The following is a 16526-nucleotide window of genomic DNA, read 5'->3' on the forward strand; positions in this document are numbered from 1 at the left end:
GTTTAACGACAACGCGTGGTTTCACGACCACGCACAAACGACACCAGAAACGAGCCTGACGATGGAAATGAAATGTGCACGAGTGGCGGCCGTTGCCGTGGCAGCGATGCTCCTGCTCTCCGGCTGTTCCGGCGCAACGGTCGGCGGTGCGGTCAACGGAGCCGTGAAAGAGGCCACCGGCGGCGACGTGAGCCTCGCCGGGGAGCTGCCGGCGGGCTGGCCCAAGGAGATCCCGGTCATCGACGGGAACCTCGGCTTCGGCGCCGCAAACACGACGAACGGCGACACGGGCTGGGTGGTCACGGTCGCCACTTCGGCCGCCGACCCCCTCGCCGATGCCAAGAAGAAGCTCGAGGACGCCGGCTTCAGCTCCGACACGAGTGCCACCGCGAACGTCGGCGAGGCCGGCGTGGCCGCTCTGACGAACGGCACCTGGTCCGTCGTGCTCGCCGGCACCCCCGAGGGCGTGCTCTACACGGTCAACCCGGCCGCCTAATACCCGGCCCCTCCCCGCCCTCCCTTTAGTGCCCGTTCCGGTCGAGAGTGACCGCTTCGCCGGTCACTCTCGACCGGAACGGGCACTGTCGGCGGCAAGCTCGGGAACGGTCAGTGCGTGACCGAGGCGGGCCCCCGGTCGGACGCCGCCTGTTCCGGAGCGGCGAGGCGCGGCCGGCTGCCCTGGCGGCCCTGCCGGATGAAGAGCGTCATCACCGGGATCGTGTACCCGAGCCAGGCGACCAGCTGCAGCCAGGTGGTGGCGGGGGAGAAGTTGATGGTGCCCGGTCCAGGTGAAGAACCTCGCGAGGTTGATCTTCACCATGCCCGCGTAGATCAGCCAGCCGAGGACGACTGCGGTGAGGATGCCCAACGCGGCTCCGGCCAGCGGCAGCGTGGACTCGCCGGTGGCCTGAACGGCGGCCGATCGTCGACGTCGGCCACGAGGATGGTCACGATCAGAGCGGCTTCGAGACCTTCGCGGAGGCCGATCAGGTAGTTGGCGAGCACGGTACGTCCTGGTTCACATTGCTGGTGGCCTGGCGGGTAAGTGTGGTTAGGTTAACCTAACCCAGCACACTCTAGCTTCGATTCCGCGCCTGTGTCCAGCTATTATGCATCGGTGGGTGTCCGCCCGTCACAACCGCAGTGGAGCTCATCGATGGTCATGTCCGGCAGCGCAGAGCGAGTCGTGTTCCTGCACGACCGTCCCGGTCAGGAGGCCCTGCTCACCGGAGGCACTATCTCCCGGCTGCGCTCCGACGGAGCCGAGGTCGTCGTGCTGTTCGGGGCGTCCGGCGCCGCCGCCGGGGGCGACGACGCCGCCGTGGGCTCGGCGATGGCGGAGTTGGACGTGAGCGACTGGCGGATGCTGCCCGCGGCATCCGTCGCCTCGCCGGAAGCCGGGCCGGACCGGCAGGCCCTGGCCGCGGCCGTGGCCGACGTGCTCGACGAGATTCAGGCCACCGCCCTCGTGATCGGCACCGAGGACGAGCGCCTCCGCGACGCGGCCGTCGGGGCCGCCGACACCCTGCACGTGCCCGTCTTCGCCAGCCGCAGCGTGTCGGGGGCCATCGGCCAGCGCATCGTCGCGATCGACGTCAGCGACCACGTCGAGCAGAAGCTGCGAGCCGTCTGGGCCTACCCCGGGCGCTGGAGCGTCACGGGTCACACCGTGCTCCCGGTCGGCGCCGGCACGGGCCCAAACACCGGCACGGGCTCAGGCACGGGCGCCGTGCCGGTCGTGATCGGCGGCACCGAGACCTATCTGCGCCTGGAATCCCCGCACCGGGCCGCCGCCGAGGTCGCCGCGGAGCCGGGACTGGTCAGCCGCGCCCTGGCCGGCGTCTTCGCCCTGCTGATCGGTGCGGCCTTCGGCGTGGTCGGCACCATCGCGCACCAGGCCACCGTGCCGATCGGACCGGTCACGATCCCGGTGGGACTGATCCTGGCCCTGACCGGAGTGACCGCGCTGCTGGTCGGCCTCCGTCTGGTGCTCGGCGACCGCATGATCGTCCTGTTCTGCGCGCTGGGGCTGCTCGGCAGCATCTTCCTGCTGTCGCTGCGCAGCACGGGGGGCTCCGTGCTCGTTCCCCAGGGCCTTCCCGGCATGCTGTGGACCGTCGTGCCGGCGCTGGTGGCCACCCTCGTGCTCGCCTGGCCTCGAATTCCGGCCCGGCCGGGTTCGCAATAGACTGATATTCCGCTCGTGAAGGGAGCTCCCCACCCGTGACATACGTCATTGCACTGCCGTGCGTCGATGTGAAAGACCGCGCCTGCGTCGACGAATGCCCGGTCGACTGCATCTACGAGGGTGACCGCTCGCTCTACATCCACCCCGACGAATGCGTCGACTGCGGTGCCTGCGAGCCCGTCTGCCCGGTCGAGGCCATCTACTACGAAGACGACACCCCCGAGCAGTGGGCCGAGTACTACAAGGCCAACGTCGAGTTCTTCGACGACCTCGGCTCTCCCGGCGGCGCGGCCAAAATCGGCGTGATCCACAAGGACCACCCCATCATTGCCGCCCTGCCCCCGCAGGTCCAGGCGTGACCTGCGCGTGCTGAAGCCGCTCCCCGACTACCCGTGGGACCAGATGGTTCCGTTCGCGGCCCGGGCCCGCGCCCACGCCGACGGCATCGTCGACCTGTCGATCGGCTCCCCGGTCGACCAGACGCCCGAGGTCATTCGCACGGCGCTGGCGGCCGCCACCGACGCCCACGCCTACCCGCAGACCGCCGGGACCCCGGAGCTGCTGCAGGCGATCATCGCCTGGTACGGGCGCCGGCGCGGCGTCATCGGCCTCACCGAGAAGAATGTGCTGCCGACCATCGGGTCCAAGGAGATGGTGGCGCTGCTGCCGTTCATGCTCGGCGTCGGTGAGGGCGACACGGTGGTGCACCCTTTGGCCGCCTACCCGACCTACAGCATCGGCGCGGCCATCGCCGGGGCCGAGGCGCTCGCCTCCGACGACCCGGCCGAGTGGCCGGCCACGACCAGGCTGATCTGGCTGAACAGCCCGGGCAACCCGGACGGCCGGGTGCTCCCGGTCGCGCACCTCCGTGCCGCGGTCGATCGGGCCCGGGAGCTCGGCGCGGTGATCGTCTCGGACGAGTGCTACGCCGAACTGGGCTGGACCGACGGCTGGGACACCGAGCCGATCCCCAGCATCCTCGACCCTCGGGTCGCCGGCACCGACCGAAGCAACGTGCTGGCGATCTACTCCCTGAGCAAGCAGTCGAACATGGCCGGCTACCGCGGGGCGTTCGCCGCCGGCTGCGCCGACCTGCTCGCGCGGGTGCTGACCGTGCGCAAGCATGCCGGCCTGATGCTTCCCGCACCCCTGCAGGCCGCCATGGTGGCCGCGCTGGGCGACGACGAGCACGTGGCCGTGCAGCGTGAACGGTACCGGTCACGCCGTGCCGTGCTGCTGCCCGCCGTGGTCGCGGCCGGCTTCCGCGTCGAGCACAGCGAGGCGGGGCTGTACCTGTGGGCCACCGAGGGTGTCGACGCGTGGGAATCGATCGCCCGTCTGGCGGATCTGGGCATCCTCGCCGGCCCCGGCCATTTCTATGGCGACGGATATCCCCAGCACGTGCGCTTCTCGCTCACGGCCACCGATGAGCGAATCGGGGCCGCCGCAGCGAGGCTCCGGGCCGGGTGAATCAGGCATCCGCGGCCTTGTCAACTACCTCTAACCGAGAGGGGGCATTCTTGGCGAATGCAACAGTAGGCGGCTGAGCCTATTAGGCTGTATCCGCGTTGACGTCTACAGACACATCGGTGTGCTGTGGCCAATCGCCACAGACGGTCAGTCACCAGACGGTTAGGTAGTGATATTCAGTGACACTCAGTCAGACCCAGGGAGCCGCCGTGAGCGACATTGCGCAGCGAACACCAGCCAGCGAGCCGGCCGATGAGGCCGCGAACGTACCGGCCGGCGAACCGTCCATCGAACCCCAGCGAGCCACGCTGACGTTCCCGGGCGGGTCCGCAGACTTACCGATCGTGCGCGGCACCGCCGGCGCGTCGGGCATCGACATCTCCACCCTCACCCGCCAGTCGGGCCTGATCACGCTCGACTCCGGGTTCGTGAACACCGCGGCGACCCGCTCGGCGATCACCTTCATCGACGGCGACAAGGGCATCCTCCGCTATCGCGGCTTCCCGATCGAGCAGATCGCCCAGAACTCGAACTTCCTCGAGACCGCCTGGCTGCTGATCTACGGCACCCTGCCCAGCGCGAGCGAACTCGAAGCGTTCGACACCCGCATCCGTCGCCACACCCTGCTGCATGAAGACCTCAAGGGCCTCTTCGACGTGCTGCCCTACAACGCCCACCCGATGGCCGTTCTGTCCGCCGGCACGTCGGCGCTGGCCGCGTACTACCAGGACTCGCTCAACCCGAACGACCCGGAACAGGTCGAACTGGCCACCGTGCACCTGCTCGCCAAGCTGCCCGTGATGGCCGCCTACGCCTACAAGAAGAGCATCGGCCAGGCGTTCCTCTACCCCGACAACTCGCTCGGCTACGTGGACAACTTCCTGCGCCTCATCTTCGGCACCCTCGCCGAACCCTACGAGGTCAACCCCGTGGTCAGCAAGGCGCTCGAGCGCCTGCTGATGCTGCACGAGGACCACGAGCAGAACGCGTCGACCTCGACGGTGCGCCTCGTCGGCTCCACCGAAGCCAACCTGTTCGCCTCGGTGTCCGCGGGCATCAACGCGCTCTCCGGCCCGCTTCACGGCGGCGCGAACGAAGCCGTCCTGAAGATGCTCGGCGAGATCAAGGCATCCGGTGAAGGCGTCGAGAAGTTCGTCGAGCGCGTCAAGAACAAGGAACAGGGCGTTCGCCTGATGGGCTTCGGCCACCGGGTCTACAAGAACTACGACCCGCGGGCGACGCTGGTCAAGGAGAGCGCCGACGAGGTGCTCGCCGCCCTGGGCGTCAAGGACGACCTGCTCGACATCGCCAAGGAACTCGAGCACATCGCCCTGAACGACGACTACTTCAAGGAACGCAAGCTGTACCCGAACGTCGACTTCTACACCGGCGTCATCTACAAGGCCATGGGATTCCCCACGAGCATGTTCACGGTGCTCTTCGCGATCGGCCGCCTGCCCGGGTGGGTCGCCCACTGGCGCGAGATGAACGAGGACCCGACCACCAAGATCGGTCGCCCGCAGCAGCTCTACATCGGTTCCCCGGCCCGCGACTTCCCGCGCCGCTAGGCAGCCGAGCCGGCACCGCTCACCTGGTTCGGGTGAGCGGACGCAGCACGAGGGTGTTGGTGGCCGCCGCCTTGACGGCGCCGAGCGAGAAGAGCCACGGCCGGGTCTCCTGGCGTTGCCAGAGCTCGGTCTGGTCGTCGTAGTTCGGGTGGAACGCATGCCCCGAACTGCCGGTCAGGTTCAGCCAGGTCGACCTGTCCCAGTCCGCCAGGCTCACGACCTGGCGCATCGACGGCACCCAGTCGACCGCGTAACCGGCCGTCGCGTCCCAGCCGACCGCGTCGACGACGGATGACCCGCCCGCGACCTGATACGGCCCGCGGTTGAAGAGCCACTCCAGCGGTGCGATCCCGGATTTGCCGAAGCTCGCATGCGTCATCTCGAGGGTGTGGATGCGGCCCCACTCCCAGCCGGAGACATCCGGCCCCATCAGTTTCTCGGCCTCCGCGGCGGCCTGACCGACCACCTTTTTGAGCATACTGTCGCGGCCCGCGGCCCCGACCTTGTCGTTGTTCCACCAGGGCGAGTCGGGGGTGTTGAGCAGTCCGATCACGATCGCGAACGAACGGTCACCGCCGGTGAGCGAGGTTCCTTCCGGGAGCTTGCCGTCGAACATGTTCACGAGCAGGTTGCGCCAGATGATGTTGAAGTAGGCGGCTGCCGCGCTGTCCGCGTCGAGGTGGTAGTCCCAGTGGTCGAAGAGGGCGAGGGCGGCCCGGGTCTTGTCGGTGGGCGCGATCTTCTTCAGCGCGGGCACGAGGGCGGCCGCCAGGGGGCTGTAGGTGTCGGCCTGGATCTCGCTCATCATGGCTGTGGTGAGGGGGGTGGCGGCATCGATGCTGGCCTGCAGGCGTTTCGTGATCTCCGTCGCACGGTAGCCGAGGTCCCAGTCCTTGGTGATGAGGTACGGGTAGTCCGGGCCGACGGGGGAGTTGTTGGCGGTCACGATGAAGCCGGCCGGCGGGTTGTATGACTGCGGCAGCTCCTCGAACGGGATGTAGCCGGTCCACCCGTACTGGCTGGTCCAGCCGGGCGCCGGCACGGTGCCGTCCCCGGCGCGGCGGATCGGGATCAGGCCGGGCGCCTGGTAGCCGACGTTGCCGTCCACGTCCGCGTAGACGAGGTTCTGCGACGGCACGTCGAACAGCTGGGCCGCCGCCCGGAAGCTCGCCCAGTCGGTGGCGGCGTCGAGAGCGAAGACAGCGGATGCCGTGCGCCCGGGTGTCAGTGCCGTCCACTGCAGCGACAGCTGGTAGCTCGTGGGTTCGGGAGCCGGCGCCGCTGCGGGTGCCGCCGCGGCCGGGTCGGCCGGGGCTGCCGGGGCCTCCGGCACGGCGAGGTCGGGCAGGTCGATCGCCGACGGGTACTCCGTCGCGATCCCCGGAAAGGCGGTGCCGTCCAGGCCGCTGACGATCGGGCCGTGCTCCGTCGCCCGGATCTGGATCTTCACCGGGTCGCCGCCCGCCACCTTGATCCGCTCGTTGCGCACCAGCAGGGGCTTCTGTGCCCCGTCGTATTCGTAGGTGCTGCCGGTGACCTTTTCCAGGTAGAGGTCCGCGACATCCGGCCCCAGATTCGTGAAGCCCCAGGCGATGCGGCTGTTGTGGCCGATGATGATGCCCGGCAGCCCGGAGAAACCGTACCCGGCGAGGTCGAACGGGCACTCCGCGCTGAGGGTGCGGCACCGCAGGCCCACCTGGTACCAGACCGAGGGCATGACCGCGCCCAGGTGCGGATCGTTGGCCAGGATCGGTTTGCCCGTGTCCGTGTGCGCGCCGGACACCACCCAGGAGTTCGAGCCGAGCTCGTTGTCGGCACCGGCCGGGCCGAGCAGCTCCGGCACCCCCGCGAGCGTGCCGTGCAGCCCGGTCAGGGCGGAGGCGAGAGCGGTTTGGGCCGGCTCCCCGGTTATCCCGTCGGCCGAACCGTCGGCCGAACCGTCGGTCTGTCCGTCGCTCACGTTCCCGTCGTCCGCTGCGGCCTCCGCCTGCTCGGGAGGCGCCCCGTCGAGGATCGTCGGATGATCCGCGTAGGAGTACGACGGATGCAGCTGCGCCACCTCGTCCGGGCTGAAACTACCGGCGAGGAGGGCCCGGTCCACCTCGTCGTCGAGGTTGGAGCGCAGGTCCCAGGCCATGGCCTTCAGCCACGCGACCGAGTCGGCCGGGGTCCACGGTTCGGGCGTGTAGCCGGGATTCTGCAGGGCCAGCGCCACGTACTCGAGGGAGAGGTCGGCGCCCTCGTGCGTGGCCAGGTAGGAGTTCACGCCCTCCGCGTAGGCCTGGTAGTAGCTCAGCGTGACGGGGTCGAGCTGGGCGACCTCCTGCTCGGCCACCGCGCGCCAGCCGAGGGTGCGGATGAACGTGTCCGTGCCGACCTGGCTCGCCCCGAAGAGCTCGGAGAGCCGCCCGCTGGTCACGTGCCGGCGAAAGTCCATCTCCCAGAACCGGTCCTGGGCGTGCACGTAGCCTTCGGCGCGGAACAGGTCGGTCGCGGTGTTCGCGACGATCTGGGGGATGCCGGCCTCGTCCCGGTACACCGTGACATCCGCTGCCAGGCCGCGCAGCGCGATCTCGCCGAACACCGTCGGGAACGACCGGGTCACGGTCCAGACGCCCGCCCCGGAGGCCAGCAGCACGAGGCTCAGGCACACGGCCAGGACGGTGACGGCCAGCCCGAACCTGCGGTGGCGTTTACTGCGCGGTGCGTCGGTTCCCACGTCACTCCTTCTCGATTCGCAGCGTACCCCGAGAAGGATGCCGGAATCGAGGTTATGCGTGCAATTGGTCGTTCAGGACGATGCCGGTTCCGTCGCGCTGCAGGACCTCGACCGCGCCGGAGACCGAGTTGCGACGGAACAGCAGGTTGGGCACCCCGGAGAGTTCGACGGCCTTCACAGCGCGCAGGGCGCCATCCGCCGTGCGCGGCGCGCCGGGCAGCAGCACCTTGGTGCCGGCCGTCACGTAGAGGCCCGCCTCGACCACGGTGTCGTCGCCGATCGAGATGCCGACGCCCGAGTTCGCGCCGAGCAGGGCGCGCTTGCCGATCGACACGCGTTCGGTGCCGCCGCCGGACAGCGTCCCCATGATCGAGGCCCCGCCGCCGATGTCGGCGCCGTCGTCGACGACGACGCCCTGGGAGATCCGGCCCTCCACCATGGAGGTGCCGAGCGTGCCTGCGTTGAAGTTGACGAACCCCTCGTGCATGACGGTCGTGCCGGGGGAGAGGTGGGCCCCGAGGCGCACCCGGGACGCATCCGCGATCCTGACCCGGTCGGGCGTGACGTAGTTGAGCAGCGGCGGGAACTTGTCGATCCCGGTCGTCTGGATGCCGTGACGCTGCAGCGAGGGGCGAAGCCGGGTGAAATCGGCGGGCAGCATGGGGCCCGCGTTGGTCCAGGCCACGGCGGGGAGGTGGCCGAAGATGCCGTCGAGGTTGATGCTGTTCGGAAGCACGAGGAGGTGGGATAGCAGGTGCAGGCGCAGGTAGGCGTCGGAGGTTCCGGTCGGCGCGGCAGCGAGATCGATCTCCACCGTGACGGCTTCCACCCGGACGTTCCGGCGCGGATCCTCGCGCGCGAATTCCTCCAGCTCGGACGGCACGATCCAGCGGTCGCGGCCCGCCGGCAGGGTGCCGAGCCGGGGAGCCGGAAACCAGGTGTCCAGCACGGTGCCGTCGCCAGCGACCGTGGCCAGGCCGTAGCCCCAGGCGTTCGAGGGGACGGCGGGCGGCGGGGACACGGCGGTGGTCATGGCTCTAGATTAGTAGAGTGCCCCAGAACCCCGTGACTCTAGACCTGTCCGCGTCCTCGATCGAACTCACCCGCGTGATCTGCGACATCGAGTCGGTCTCCGGCAACGAAACGGCCCTGGCCGATGCCATCGAGCAGGCGCTCGCCGGGTTCGATCACCTCGAGATCATCCGCGACGGCGACACGGTGGTCGCCCGCACGAACCTCGGCCGGGCCCAGCGCGTGGTCATCGCCGGCCACATCGACACGGTTCCGCTGAACCGCAACCTGCCGACCCGGTTCGAGACCATCGACGGTGTCGACTACCTCTGGGGCCGCGGCACGGTCGACATGAAGGCCGGCGTGGCCGTGCAGCTGAAGCTGGCCGCCGAACTGACCGAACCCGTCGTCGACGTGACCTGGATGTGGTACGACCACGAGGAGGTCGCCGACGACCTCAACGGCCTCGGCCGCCTGGCCCGGAACCGGCCCGACCTGTTCGAGGGCGACTTCGCTATTCTCGGCGAGCCGACCAACAGCCGGATCGAGGGCGGCTGCAACGGCAATGTGCGCGTCGAAATCCGCACCTTCGGTTTGCGCGCGCACTCGGCGCGCAGCTGGGTCGGCGACAACGCCATCCACAAGGTCGGACCCATCCTCGAGATCCTTGCCGGCTATCAGGCGCGCGAGGTCGAGGTCGAGGGTCTCGTCTACCGGGAGGGCCTGAACGCGGTCGGCATCAGCGGCGGCATCGCCGGCAACGTGATCCCCGACGAGTGCATGGTGCACGTCAACTACCGGTTCGCCCCCAGTCGCACGTCGGCGGAGGCCGTCATGCACCTGGAGGACCTCTTCCAGGGTTACGAGATCACGATCGTCGACCGGGCGGAAGGAGCCCACCCCGGGCTCGACGCGGTCCTGGCCCGGGAATTCATGGCCGCGGTCGGCGGCGAGGCGCGCCCCAAATACGGCTGGACGGATGTCGCACGCTTCTCCGCGCTCGGCGTCCCGGCCGTCAACTACGGCCCGGGTGACCCGCTCAAGGCCCACGCGGACGACGAGCGCGTCGCCCTGCAGCAGATCACGGAGTGCGAGGACGGCCTCCGTTCATGGCTGAGCGCACCCGTCGGGTAGCCGTGCTGCCCGCCCCGTGGCGGGCCCGTTATTGCGCCACCCCGTGGTGGGCGCGGGTCACCCTGATCTGGGCGGCGTCCCGGATCGTCACCACCGCGCTGGTGCTGCTCCTGGCGAACGTGCAGGGACCCAACGCGTGGACGTCCGCTTCGCCCGGATACGCGGACTTCGCGAACATGTGGGACGGCCGCTGGTACAACATCGTTGCCGTCGTCGGCTACCCCTCCACCCTGCCGTTCACCGCGGACGGGCACGTGGGGGAGAGCGCCTGGGCGTTCATGCCCGGATATCCGGCGATCGTGCGCCTGCTGATGGTGCTGGTCGGGCAGCCGTGGGCGCCCATGGCCGTCCTCGTGTCCGTGGCCTTCAGCCTCGGCGCGGCACTGCTGTTCTACCGGCTGATGCGACGGGTGCTGGACTCGTCGACGGCTCTGTTCTCGGTGGTGTTGTTCTGCGTGGCGCCGCTGTCGCCGCTCCTGCAGTTCGGCTACGCCGAGTCGATGTACCTGTTCCTGCTGACCCTGGCCCTGCTCCTGCTGCTGCAACGTCGCTACGCCTTGCTGTTCCCGGTGATCACCGTGATGGCCCTGACGCGGCCGAGTGGCCTCGCCTTCGCGCTCGCCCTGGGGCTGCACACGGTGTGCCGCGCTGTCACGCGCCGGCAGGACCCGTTCCCGGCGGCGGACCGGGTGCTGGCGGCATCCGTCACCGGGTACAGCCTGCTCGCGGGACTCGCCTGGCCGGCCATCGCCTGGATCGGCACCGGGTCGATCACCGCGTACACCGACACCGAACTCGCCTGGCGGGCGCCGTACATCGGTTACCAGGAGCTCATCCCGTTCACCGCGTGGTTCCAGAGCGGGGTCTGGTGGCTGGGGATGCCGCTCGGCATCGTCGCCGTCATCGTGCTGATTCTCCTGTTCGGCGCGGCGTTATTCCTGCCCCCGGTGAAGCGTCTCGGCGTCGATCTGCGCCTGTGGTTGGCCAGCTACGCGCTGTACCTGCTCGCGGTCTTCTTCCCGCAGTCGAGTACGTTCCGGCTGCTGATGCCGATGTTCCCGCTGCTCGGAGCGCTCGCCCCGCCGCGGAACACCGGGTACCGCATCGCCCTGGTGCTGGCGGGCATCCTCGGGCAGTGGGGCTGGTTGTTGCTGTGCTGGGGCGTCGACGGCGCGGACTGGACGCCGCCCTAGCGGCTGGCGGGGCCGCTAATTACTGTCTCGGGCCGCAATGGTCGATAATGGAGGTTCAGACGAATGAATGGAAGGGGAGTTCATGGCGGCCATGAAGCCACGGACCGGAGACGGGCCAATGGAGGCTGTAAAAGAGGGGCGCCTCATCATCGTGCGGGTTCCGCTCGAAGGTGGAGGCCGACTCGTCGTCTCTGTGAACGACGCTGAAGCAAAAGAGCTTCACGATGCACTCGCCGGCGTAGTCCAGTCGACCGTGTAGTCACGTCCCAAAACATCACCGAAATCGGCTACGCGGCTCAGGCTGCGTGGCCGATTTTCTTGTGCCCAGGCGGACGGCCGCTTGGCCGGACGGTCGCCGATCAGCTCAGGCCCGGATCTTGGTGATCTGCAGCAGCCCGTCGCCCACCGGCGAGAGCGCGCTGATCACGGCGGTCGAGGATGCGATCTCGGTCAGCAGGGTGCGGAAACCGGTGGCCACATCGTCGCGCTGGGCGGGGTTGGCGACCCGGCCGCGCCAGAGCGCGTGGGCCACGAGAACGGTTCCACCCGGACGCGCCAGGCGCAGGGCATGCTCGACGTACTCGATCACGGACTGCGGGTCGGCGTCCACGAAGACGATGTCGTAGGAGTTCTCATTCATCCGCGGCAGCACATCGGCGGCGCGGCCCGTGATCAGGCGCACCCGGTTCGCGGGGATGCCGGCCTCGAGGTAGCTGGCCCGGGCGTGCAGCTGGTGGTCGACCTCGGTGTCGATCGACGTGAGCGTGGCGCCGGGAGCGCCCCTGAGCAGCCAGATGCCCGAGACTCCGGCCCCGGTACCCACCTCGAGGATGCTCCGTGCCCCGGTCGCCGCGGCGATCACGGCGGATTGCGCACCGACGGCCGGCGAGATCGAGTCGATCCCGAGCTCGAGGGATTGCTGCCTGGCCCTGGCCACAGCGTCGGATTCCACGACGGAATCGTCGGAGAACTTCCAGTTCAGATCTTTGTCAGACACAGTGCAACTCCAGTAGGTGAATGGGTCAAGCCTAGGGGTGGGCCGGGCCTGGTCGGGGGAGGCCTCGCCGGGGGTTATTCTGAGTGAATGTTTGGACTGACGTTCGAGAAGATCCTCCTGATCGGGATTGTCGCCGTCTTCCTGCTCGGACCGGAGAAACTGCCCCACTACGCGGCGCAGCTCGCGCGCCTGGTGAAGCAGCTCCGGAACATGGCGAACGGCGCCAAAGACCGGATGCGGGACGAGATGGGTCCGGACTTCGACGACGTCGACTGGAAGAAACTCGACCCGCGTCAGTATGACCCGCGCCGGATCATCCGGGAAGCACTCAGCGATGACGAGCCGGTGAAGGAACAGTCCGCCGTCGTCTCCCGGGCCGGCGTCAACCCGGACGGGGCCTACCTGCAACGCAAGCGCGCCCGTGAAGCGGCCGCCTCGCAGCAACCGGCGCCGTTCGACTCCGAAGCCACCTGACCGGTTCGCGGGGCGCCGAACCAATTCGACGGAGATTTTGAGTTCGAAGTCGGTTTCAGGGCCGATTAGGGCCGATTTGGGGCTGATTCGGAAAAATCTCCGTCGAATTCGTTAGGGGAACCGCGGGGAGGGCGTGCGGGAGGGGGAGCGGGGGAGGGCCGCCGAGGTGGGCGACCCGGTGGGCCACTAGGTCAGGGGGGAGGCGCCCAACTGGCACGAGAGGATGTCGGCGGCGACCCGCAGCCGCCGCACCACGGCTCCGGCGTCGACCCCGTCACCCGGCACGGAGACGGCCAGGACCGCGATCAGGCCGGGGGCGCGAACCGGGACCGCGATGCAGGCGGCGAGCCGGTCCGGATCGGGCGAAACGGGGGCATCCGTGCCGGGTGGTCGCTGGCCCCGAAGCACTCGCCGGTTGCCGGCGGAGTGCGCGGGCGGCGGCTCCGACGGATGCCGGGACAGGTAGTCAGAGCGCTGCTCCCGGCTGAGCTGGGCCAGGATCTGTCGCCCGACGGCGGCCGGCGGTGCACCGGCCCGGAAGCCGACCCTGGGCGCCCCGGCGGCGTCGACGCTGTCCACCAGGTGCACCTCGCCGGCCTGGTAGCGCGTGAACTGGGCCGGTGAGGCGTGCTCCCGGGCGACCCGGCGCAGGGTCTGCCGCACGAAGGCGGTGAACACGCCGGGACCGTCGTCGCCGCGCAGGCTCGGGAAGCGCGCCCCGAGCACGAGGCCGTCCGGCTCGGCGGCCAGGTAACCCTCGTGCACGAGGGTGCGGGTGAGGTTGTAGGCGGTGCCGAGGCTGAGTCCGGACGCGCGCGCGATGGCCTTCACCGGCAACGGCCCGGCCGCGTCGGCGACGATGTCCACCAGCTTGAGCGCGCGCTGGACCGACGAAATGAGGGTTTGGGGCTGTGGCAAGATCCTGCTCCCGTGTTCGTCGGCAGGTGCTGGACACACCTGTCCTGCACAGAGTAATCAGGCCGTCCGGATCGGGCTAGGCGCTCACGCTACGCTGAAGCCAGGTGTATGAGGAGCGTGCCCATGTCGAACCCCGAGTCGAATCCGCGAACGAAGCCCAAGCGGGTCAACCTTGCCGTCTACAGCGCCGAACTGCGGCGTTTGCAGACCGAACTGGTCGCCATGCAGGAGTGGGTCAAGGATTCCGGGGCCCGGATCGTCGTGATCTTCGAGGGCAGGGACGCGGCCGGAAAAGGGTCGGCGATCAAGCGGGTGACCGAGTTCCTCAACCCCCGGATCGCTCGCATCGTCGCGCTGCCCGTGCCGACCGAGCGCGAGCGCGGGCAGTGGTACTTCCAGCGCTACATCGAGCACCTGCCCTCGACCGGTGAGATCGTGCTGATGGACCGGTCCTGGTACAACCGCGCCGGCGTCGAGCACGTGATGGGCTACTGCACGCCGGACGAGTACCGCCGGTTCCTGCACCAGGCACCGCTGTTTGAACGGATGCTGGTCGAAGACGGCATCCTGCTCGTCAAGTACTGGTTCTCGGTGTCCGACCACGAGCAGGAGGCGCGCTTCCGGTCTCGGTTGAAGGACCCGATGCGGCGGTGGAAGCTCTCGGGGACGGACCTGTTCTCGATCACCAAGTGGGTGGACTACTCCCGGGCCAAGGACGAGATGTTCGTGCACACCGACCTGCCCGAGGCGCCCTGGTGGGTGGTCGAGAGCGAGGACAAGCGCGCAGCCCGACTCAACATGATCAGCCACCTCCTGTCGATCGTGCCGTATGAGCACCGTGAACCGCCCACGGTGAACATCCCGTCGCGGCCCGTCGCGGCGGACTACGAGCGCCCGCCCCGCGAGCTGAACCGTCCGGTTCCGGACTACGCCGCGACGCTGGCCCAGCCGGGGCAGACGAAGCCCGCGTCCAGGAAATCGAAATCGGGGTCCGCGTCGAAATCGAGGTCCGCGTCGAAGTCGGCCGCCAAGGAGACCGCCAAGAAGACGGCGGCGACGTCCAAGTCGCAGTCGAAGCAGGAAAAGTCAAAGCAGGAGAAGTCGAAGCAGGACAAGGCCGCCAGGAAGGCGGCGGCAGGGCAGGCCGGGTCCCCGGCGGAGACCGCAGCCCCCTAGCGCGGCGCCGGACGCCCGGCCTCAGGGCCTCCGCCTCAGGGCCGCCGGAGGCCCTTCAGTGCGGCGGACAGCAGCAGCATCGGGCCTGCCAGCCGCTCGAAGTCACGGCCGGTGCGCGGCAGCTGGAGGATGCCGGTCGCGCGCGAGATCGTCACCGGCTCCACGAACCGGAGCAGGCCTTCCGGGCCGTTGCGCCGGCCGAGGCCGGACTGCTTCACCCCGCCCATCGGGGCGGCGACCGAAGAGAGCGAGCCGCGGTATCCCTCGTTGATGTTCACGCTGCCGGCCTCGATGCCGGCGGCCACGCGCAGGGCCCGTCGCACGGAGCCGGAGAACACCGACGCGTTGAGCCCGTAGTCGCTGTCGTTGGCGGCGAGGATCGCCTCCTGCTCCGTGTCCACCACGGACACGGCCACCACCGGCCCGAAGGTCTCCGACGCGAAACACTCCATCTCGGCGGTGACCCCGGTGAGCACGGTCGGTTCGTAGAAGTAGGGTCCGAGGTCGGGGCGGGCCCGGCCGCCGGCTTCGAGCACGGCGCCTGCGGCGACCGCGTCGGCCACCTGCCCGCTCACCCGGTCCAGCTGGGCTTGCGAGGTGAGGGAACCGACATCCGTCGAATAGTCGTAGGCGGCGCCGGACACGAGGGCGCGCGTGACCGCCACGAATTCGCGCAGGAACGCGTCCGCCACGCCCCGCTGCACGTAGATGCGCTCGATCGACACGCAGAGCTGGCCCATCGCCGTGAAGCAGGCCGTGGCGGCGTCGGCCGCCGCCCGGGCCGGATCGGCGTCATCGAGCACGATCAGGGGGTTGTTGCCGCCGAGTTCGAGGGAGACGCCGGTGAGATTCCCGGCCGCCTGGGCCGCGATCGTGCGCCCGGTGGCGGTCGAACCCGTGAAACAGATGTAGTCGGCCGCGTCGGTGACCGCGCCGCCGATCTCGGGACCGTCGCCGGTGACCACCGACCAGAGGGCCTCGGGGACCCCGGCGTCGATGAACGCGCGCCGTAGGGCGAGGATGCTCAGGGCGCCCTGGTCGTCCGCCTTCTGCACCACCGCGCAGCCAGCGGCCAGGGCCGGGGCCACGTCCATGGCGCCGAGGCTGAGCGGATAGTTCCATGGCGTGATCACGCCGACGGTGCCCTTGGGCCGGTAGCGCACCCGCGTGGTGATCACGAGGGGGAGGGCGGAGGAGCGCCGATCGCCCCGCAGCACCCGGCCGGCGGCGATGGCGTTGTACCGCGTGGCGCCGGCCGCCTGGACGACCTCCTCGAAAGCCTGGCCGCGGGTCTTCCCGCTCTCCGCCTGCACGATGTCGAGCAGCAGCTCGGTGCGCTCGAGGATCAGGTCGTGGGCGCGCAGGAGCACCGCGCGGCGGTGGGTGAACCCGGCCCGCGCCCAGGCCAGCTGGGCGAGGCGCGCCCGGGTGTAGGCCTCCTGCACATCGCTGACCCGGCTGACCGGCAGGTCGTGCAGCAGCTCGCCTGTGAACGGGGTGATCACCGCGATCGTGGCGCCCGCCCGCGAACGGATGTCCCGGGTGAGCGCGGCGATGTCGGCGGCGCCCAGCCTGGCGGGAAGCAGCGTGGCGGGAGTCGACGCGGCGGGGGTCAGCGCGGCGGGGTTCCGCGGGGAGGGGACAGGCGGGTTCGGTGGGGAGGCAGGCATGCCCGCAG

General features: G+C 69.5%; 14 protein-coding genes and 1 pseudogene. 10 read left to right on the forward strand and 5 right to left on the reverse strand.

Features of this window, described 5'->3' with window-relative positions; translation table 11 throughout:
- The first annotated feature begins 67 nt into the window (after positions 1–67).
- The 5 genes from E3T42_RS09855 (at position 68) to E3T42_RS09880 (ending at position 5226) form a co-directional block, all read left to right on the forward strand.
- Positions 68–496, forward strand: coding sequence for a hypothetical protein (locus tag E3T42_RS09855; protein ID WP_134410005.1), 429 nt, complete (start codon positions 68–70; stop codon positions 494–496).
- A 666-nt stretch (positions 497–1162) separates the two neighbouring features.
- Complete coding sequence (locus E3T42_RS09865; RefSeq protein ID WP_134365573.1) at positions 1163–2188, forward strand: hypothetical protein; 1026 nt, start codon at positions 1163–1165, stop codon at positions 2186–2188.
- Between the two features lie 35 nt (positions 2189–2223).
- Positions 2224–2547, forward strand: coding sequence for a ferredoxin (fdxA, locus tag E3T42_RS09870; protein WP_134365572.1), 324 nt, complete (start codon positions 2224–2226; stop codon positions 2545–2547).
- 7 nt (positions 2548–2554) lie between these two features.
- Positions 2555–3658 carry a succinyldiaminopimelate transaminase gene (gene dapC, locus E3T42_RS09875; RefSeq protein WP_277612481.1) on the forward strand — a complete coding sequence of 368 codons (1104 nt, stop codon included), beginning with the start codon at positions 2555–2557 and terminating at the stop codon, positions 3656–3658.
- Positions 3659–3945: 287 nt separating this feature from the next.
- The gene (locus E3T42_RS09880) at positions 3946–5226 is read left to right on the forward strand and encodes a citrate synthase (protein ID WP_134365592.1); all 1281 of its coding nucleotides are present in this window, start codon (positions 3946–3948) and stop codon (positions 5224–5226) included.
- A gap of 19 nt (positions 5227–5245) precedes the next feature.
- Here the strand turns inward: E3T42_RS09880 and E3T42_RS09885 are convergent, their stop codons facing one another.
- On the reverse strand, positions 5246–7945 hold the full coding sequence (locus tag E3T42_RS09885; RefSeq protein ID WP_241976002.1) for a penicillin acylase family protein: 2700 nt from the start codon (positions 7943–7945) through the stop codon (positions 5246–5248).
- Between the two features lie 52 nt (positions 7946–7997).
- Positions 7998–8978, reverse strand: coding sequence for a 2,3,4,5-tetrahydropyridine-2,6-dicarboxylate N-succinyltransferase (gene dapD, locus E3T42_RS09890; protein WP_134365571.1), 981 nt, complete (start codon positions 8976–8978; stop codon positions 7998–8000).
- A gap of 32 nt (positions 8979–9010) precedes the next feature.
- Between dapD and dapE the strand changes: the two genes are divergently transcribed.
- The 3 genes from dapE to E3T42_RS09905 all read left to right on the forward strand — a co-directional run bounded on the left by dapE (position 9011) and on the right by E3T42_RS09905 (position 11542).
- On the forward strand, positions 9011–10090 hold the full coding sequence (gene dapE, locus E3T42_RS09895; protein ID WP_134365590.1) for a succinyl-diaminopimelate desuccinylase: 1080 nt from the start codon (positions 9011–9013) through the stop codon (positions 10088–10090).
- Positions 10066–11283, forward strand: a complete 1218-nt coding sequence (locus tag E3T42_RS09900) for a hypothetical protein (protein WP_241976004.1) — start codon at positions 10066–10068, stop codon at positions 11281–11283. Before dapE ends, E3T42_RS09900 begins: the two co-directional genes overlap by 25 nt.
- 82 nt (positions 11284–11365) lie before the next feature.
- Positions 11366–11542, forward strand: coding sequence for a DUF3117 domain-containing protein (locus E3T42_RS09905; protein ID WP_134365588.1), 177 nt, complete (start codon positions 11366–11368; stop codon positions 11540–11542).
- Positions 11543–11647: 105 nt separating this feature from the next.
- Here the strand turns inward: E3T42_RS09905 and E3T42_RS09910 are convergent, their stop codons facing one another.
- Positions 11648–12280, reverse strand: a complete 633-nt coding sequence (locus E3T42_RS09910) for an O-methyltransferase (RefSeq protein ID WP_134365570.1) — start codon at positions 12278–12280, stop codon at positions 11648–11650.
- 87 nt (positions 12281–12367) lie between these two features.
- On the opposite strand from E3T42_RS09910, the gene E3T42_RS09915 reads away from it, so the two are divergent.
- Positions 12368–12754 (forward strand): twin-arginine translocase TatA/TatE family subunit, encoded by a 387-nt coding sequence (locus E3T42_RS09915; protein WP_134365569.1) that lies wholly within the window; start codon positions 12368–12370, stop codon positions 12752–12754.
- 186 nt (positions 12755–12940) lie between these two features.
- Here E3T42_RS09915 and E3T42_RS09920 read toward each other — a convergent pair whose 3' ends face one another.
- Positions 12941–13672, reverse strand: a complete 732-nt coding sequence (locus tag E3T42_RS09920) for an IclR family transcriptional regulator (protein WP_241976006.1) — start codon at positions 13670–13672, stop codon at positions 12941–12943.
- Positions 13673–13795: 123 nt separating this feature from the next.
- On the opposite strand from E3T42_RS09920, the pseudogene ppk2 reads away from it, so the two are divergent.
- Positions 13796–14623, forward strand: a pseudogene (gene ppk2 / locus E3T42_RS09925) (polyphosphate kinase 2); the annotation flags it as partial.
- Positions 14624–14883: 260 nt separating this feature from the next.
- Here ppk2 and E3T42_RS09930 read toward each other — a convergent pair.
- Positions 14884–16518, reverse strand: coding sequence for a succinic semialdehyde dehydrogenase (locus tag E3T42_RS09930; RefSeq protein ID WP_134402940.1), 1635 nt, complete (start codon positions 16516–16518; stop codon positions 14884–14886).
- Positions 16519–16526: the final 8 nt, after the last annotated feature.

The sequence above is a fragment of the Cryobacterium sp. TMT4-10 genome (assembly GCF_004403275.1).
Lineage (GTDB): Bacteria > Actinomycetota > Actinomycetes > Actinomycetales > Microbacteriaceae > Cryobacterium > Cryobacterium shii.

What these genes read in the sequence shown, in the direction of transcription:
- E3T42_RS09855 (WP_134410005.1), top strand. Translation starts at nt 68, where the DNA reads ATGAAATGTGCACGAGTGGCGGCCGTTGCCGTGGCAGCGATGCTCCTG.
- E3T42_RS09865 (WP_134365573.1), top strand. Translation starts at nt 1,163, where the DNA reads ATGTCCGGCAGCGCAGAGCGAGTCGTGTTCCTGCACGACCGTCCCGGT.
- dapD (WP_134365571.1), bottom strand. Translation starts at nt 8,978, where the DNA reads ATGACCACCGCCGTGTCCCCGCCGCCCGCCGTCCCCTCGAACGCCTGG.
- E3T42_RS09900 (WP_241976004.1), top strand. Translation starts at nt 10,066, where the DNA reads ATGGCTGAGCGCACCCGTCGGGTAGCCGTGCTGCCCGCCCCGTGGCGG.
- E3T42_RS09905 (WP_134365588.1), top strand. Translation starts at nt 11,366, where the DNA reads ATGGCGGCCATGAAGCCACGGACCGGAGACGGGCCAATGGAGGCTGTA.
- E3T42_RS09915 (WP_134365569.1), top strand. Translation starts at nt 12,368, where the DNA reads ATGTTTGGACTGACGTTCGAGAAGATCCTCCTGATCGGGATTGTCGCC.
- E3T42_RS09930 (WP_134402940.1), bottom strand. Translation starts at nt 16,518, where the DNA reads ATGCCTGCCTCCCCACCGAACCCGCCTGTCCCCTCCCCGCGGAACCCC.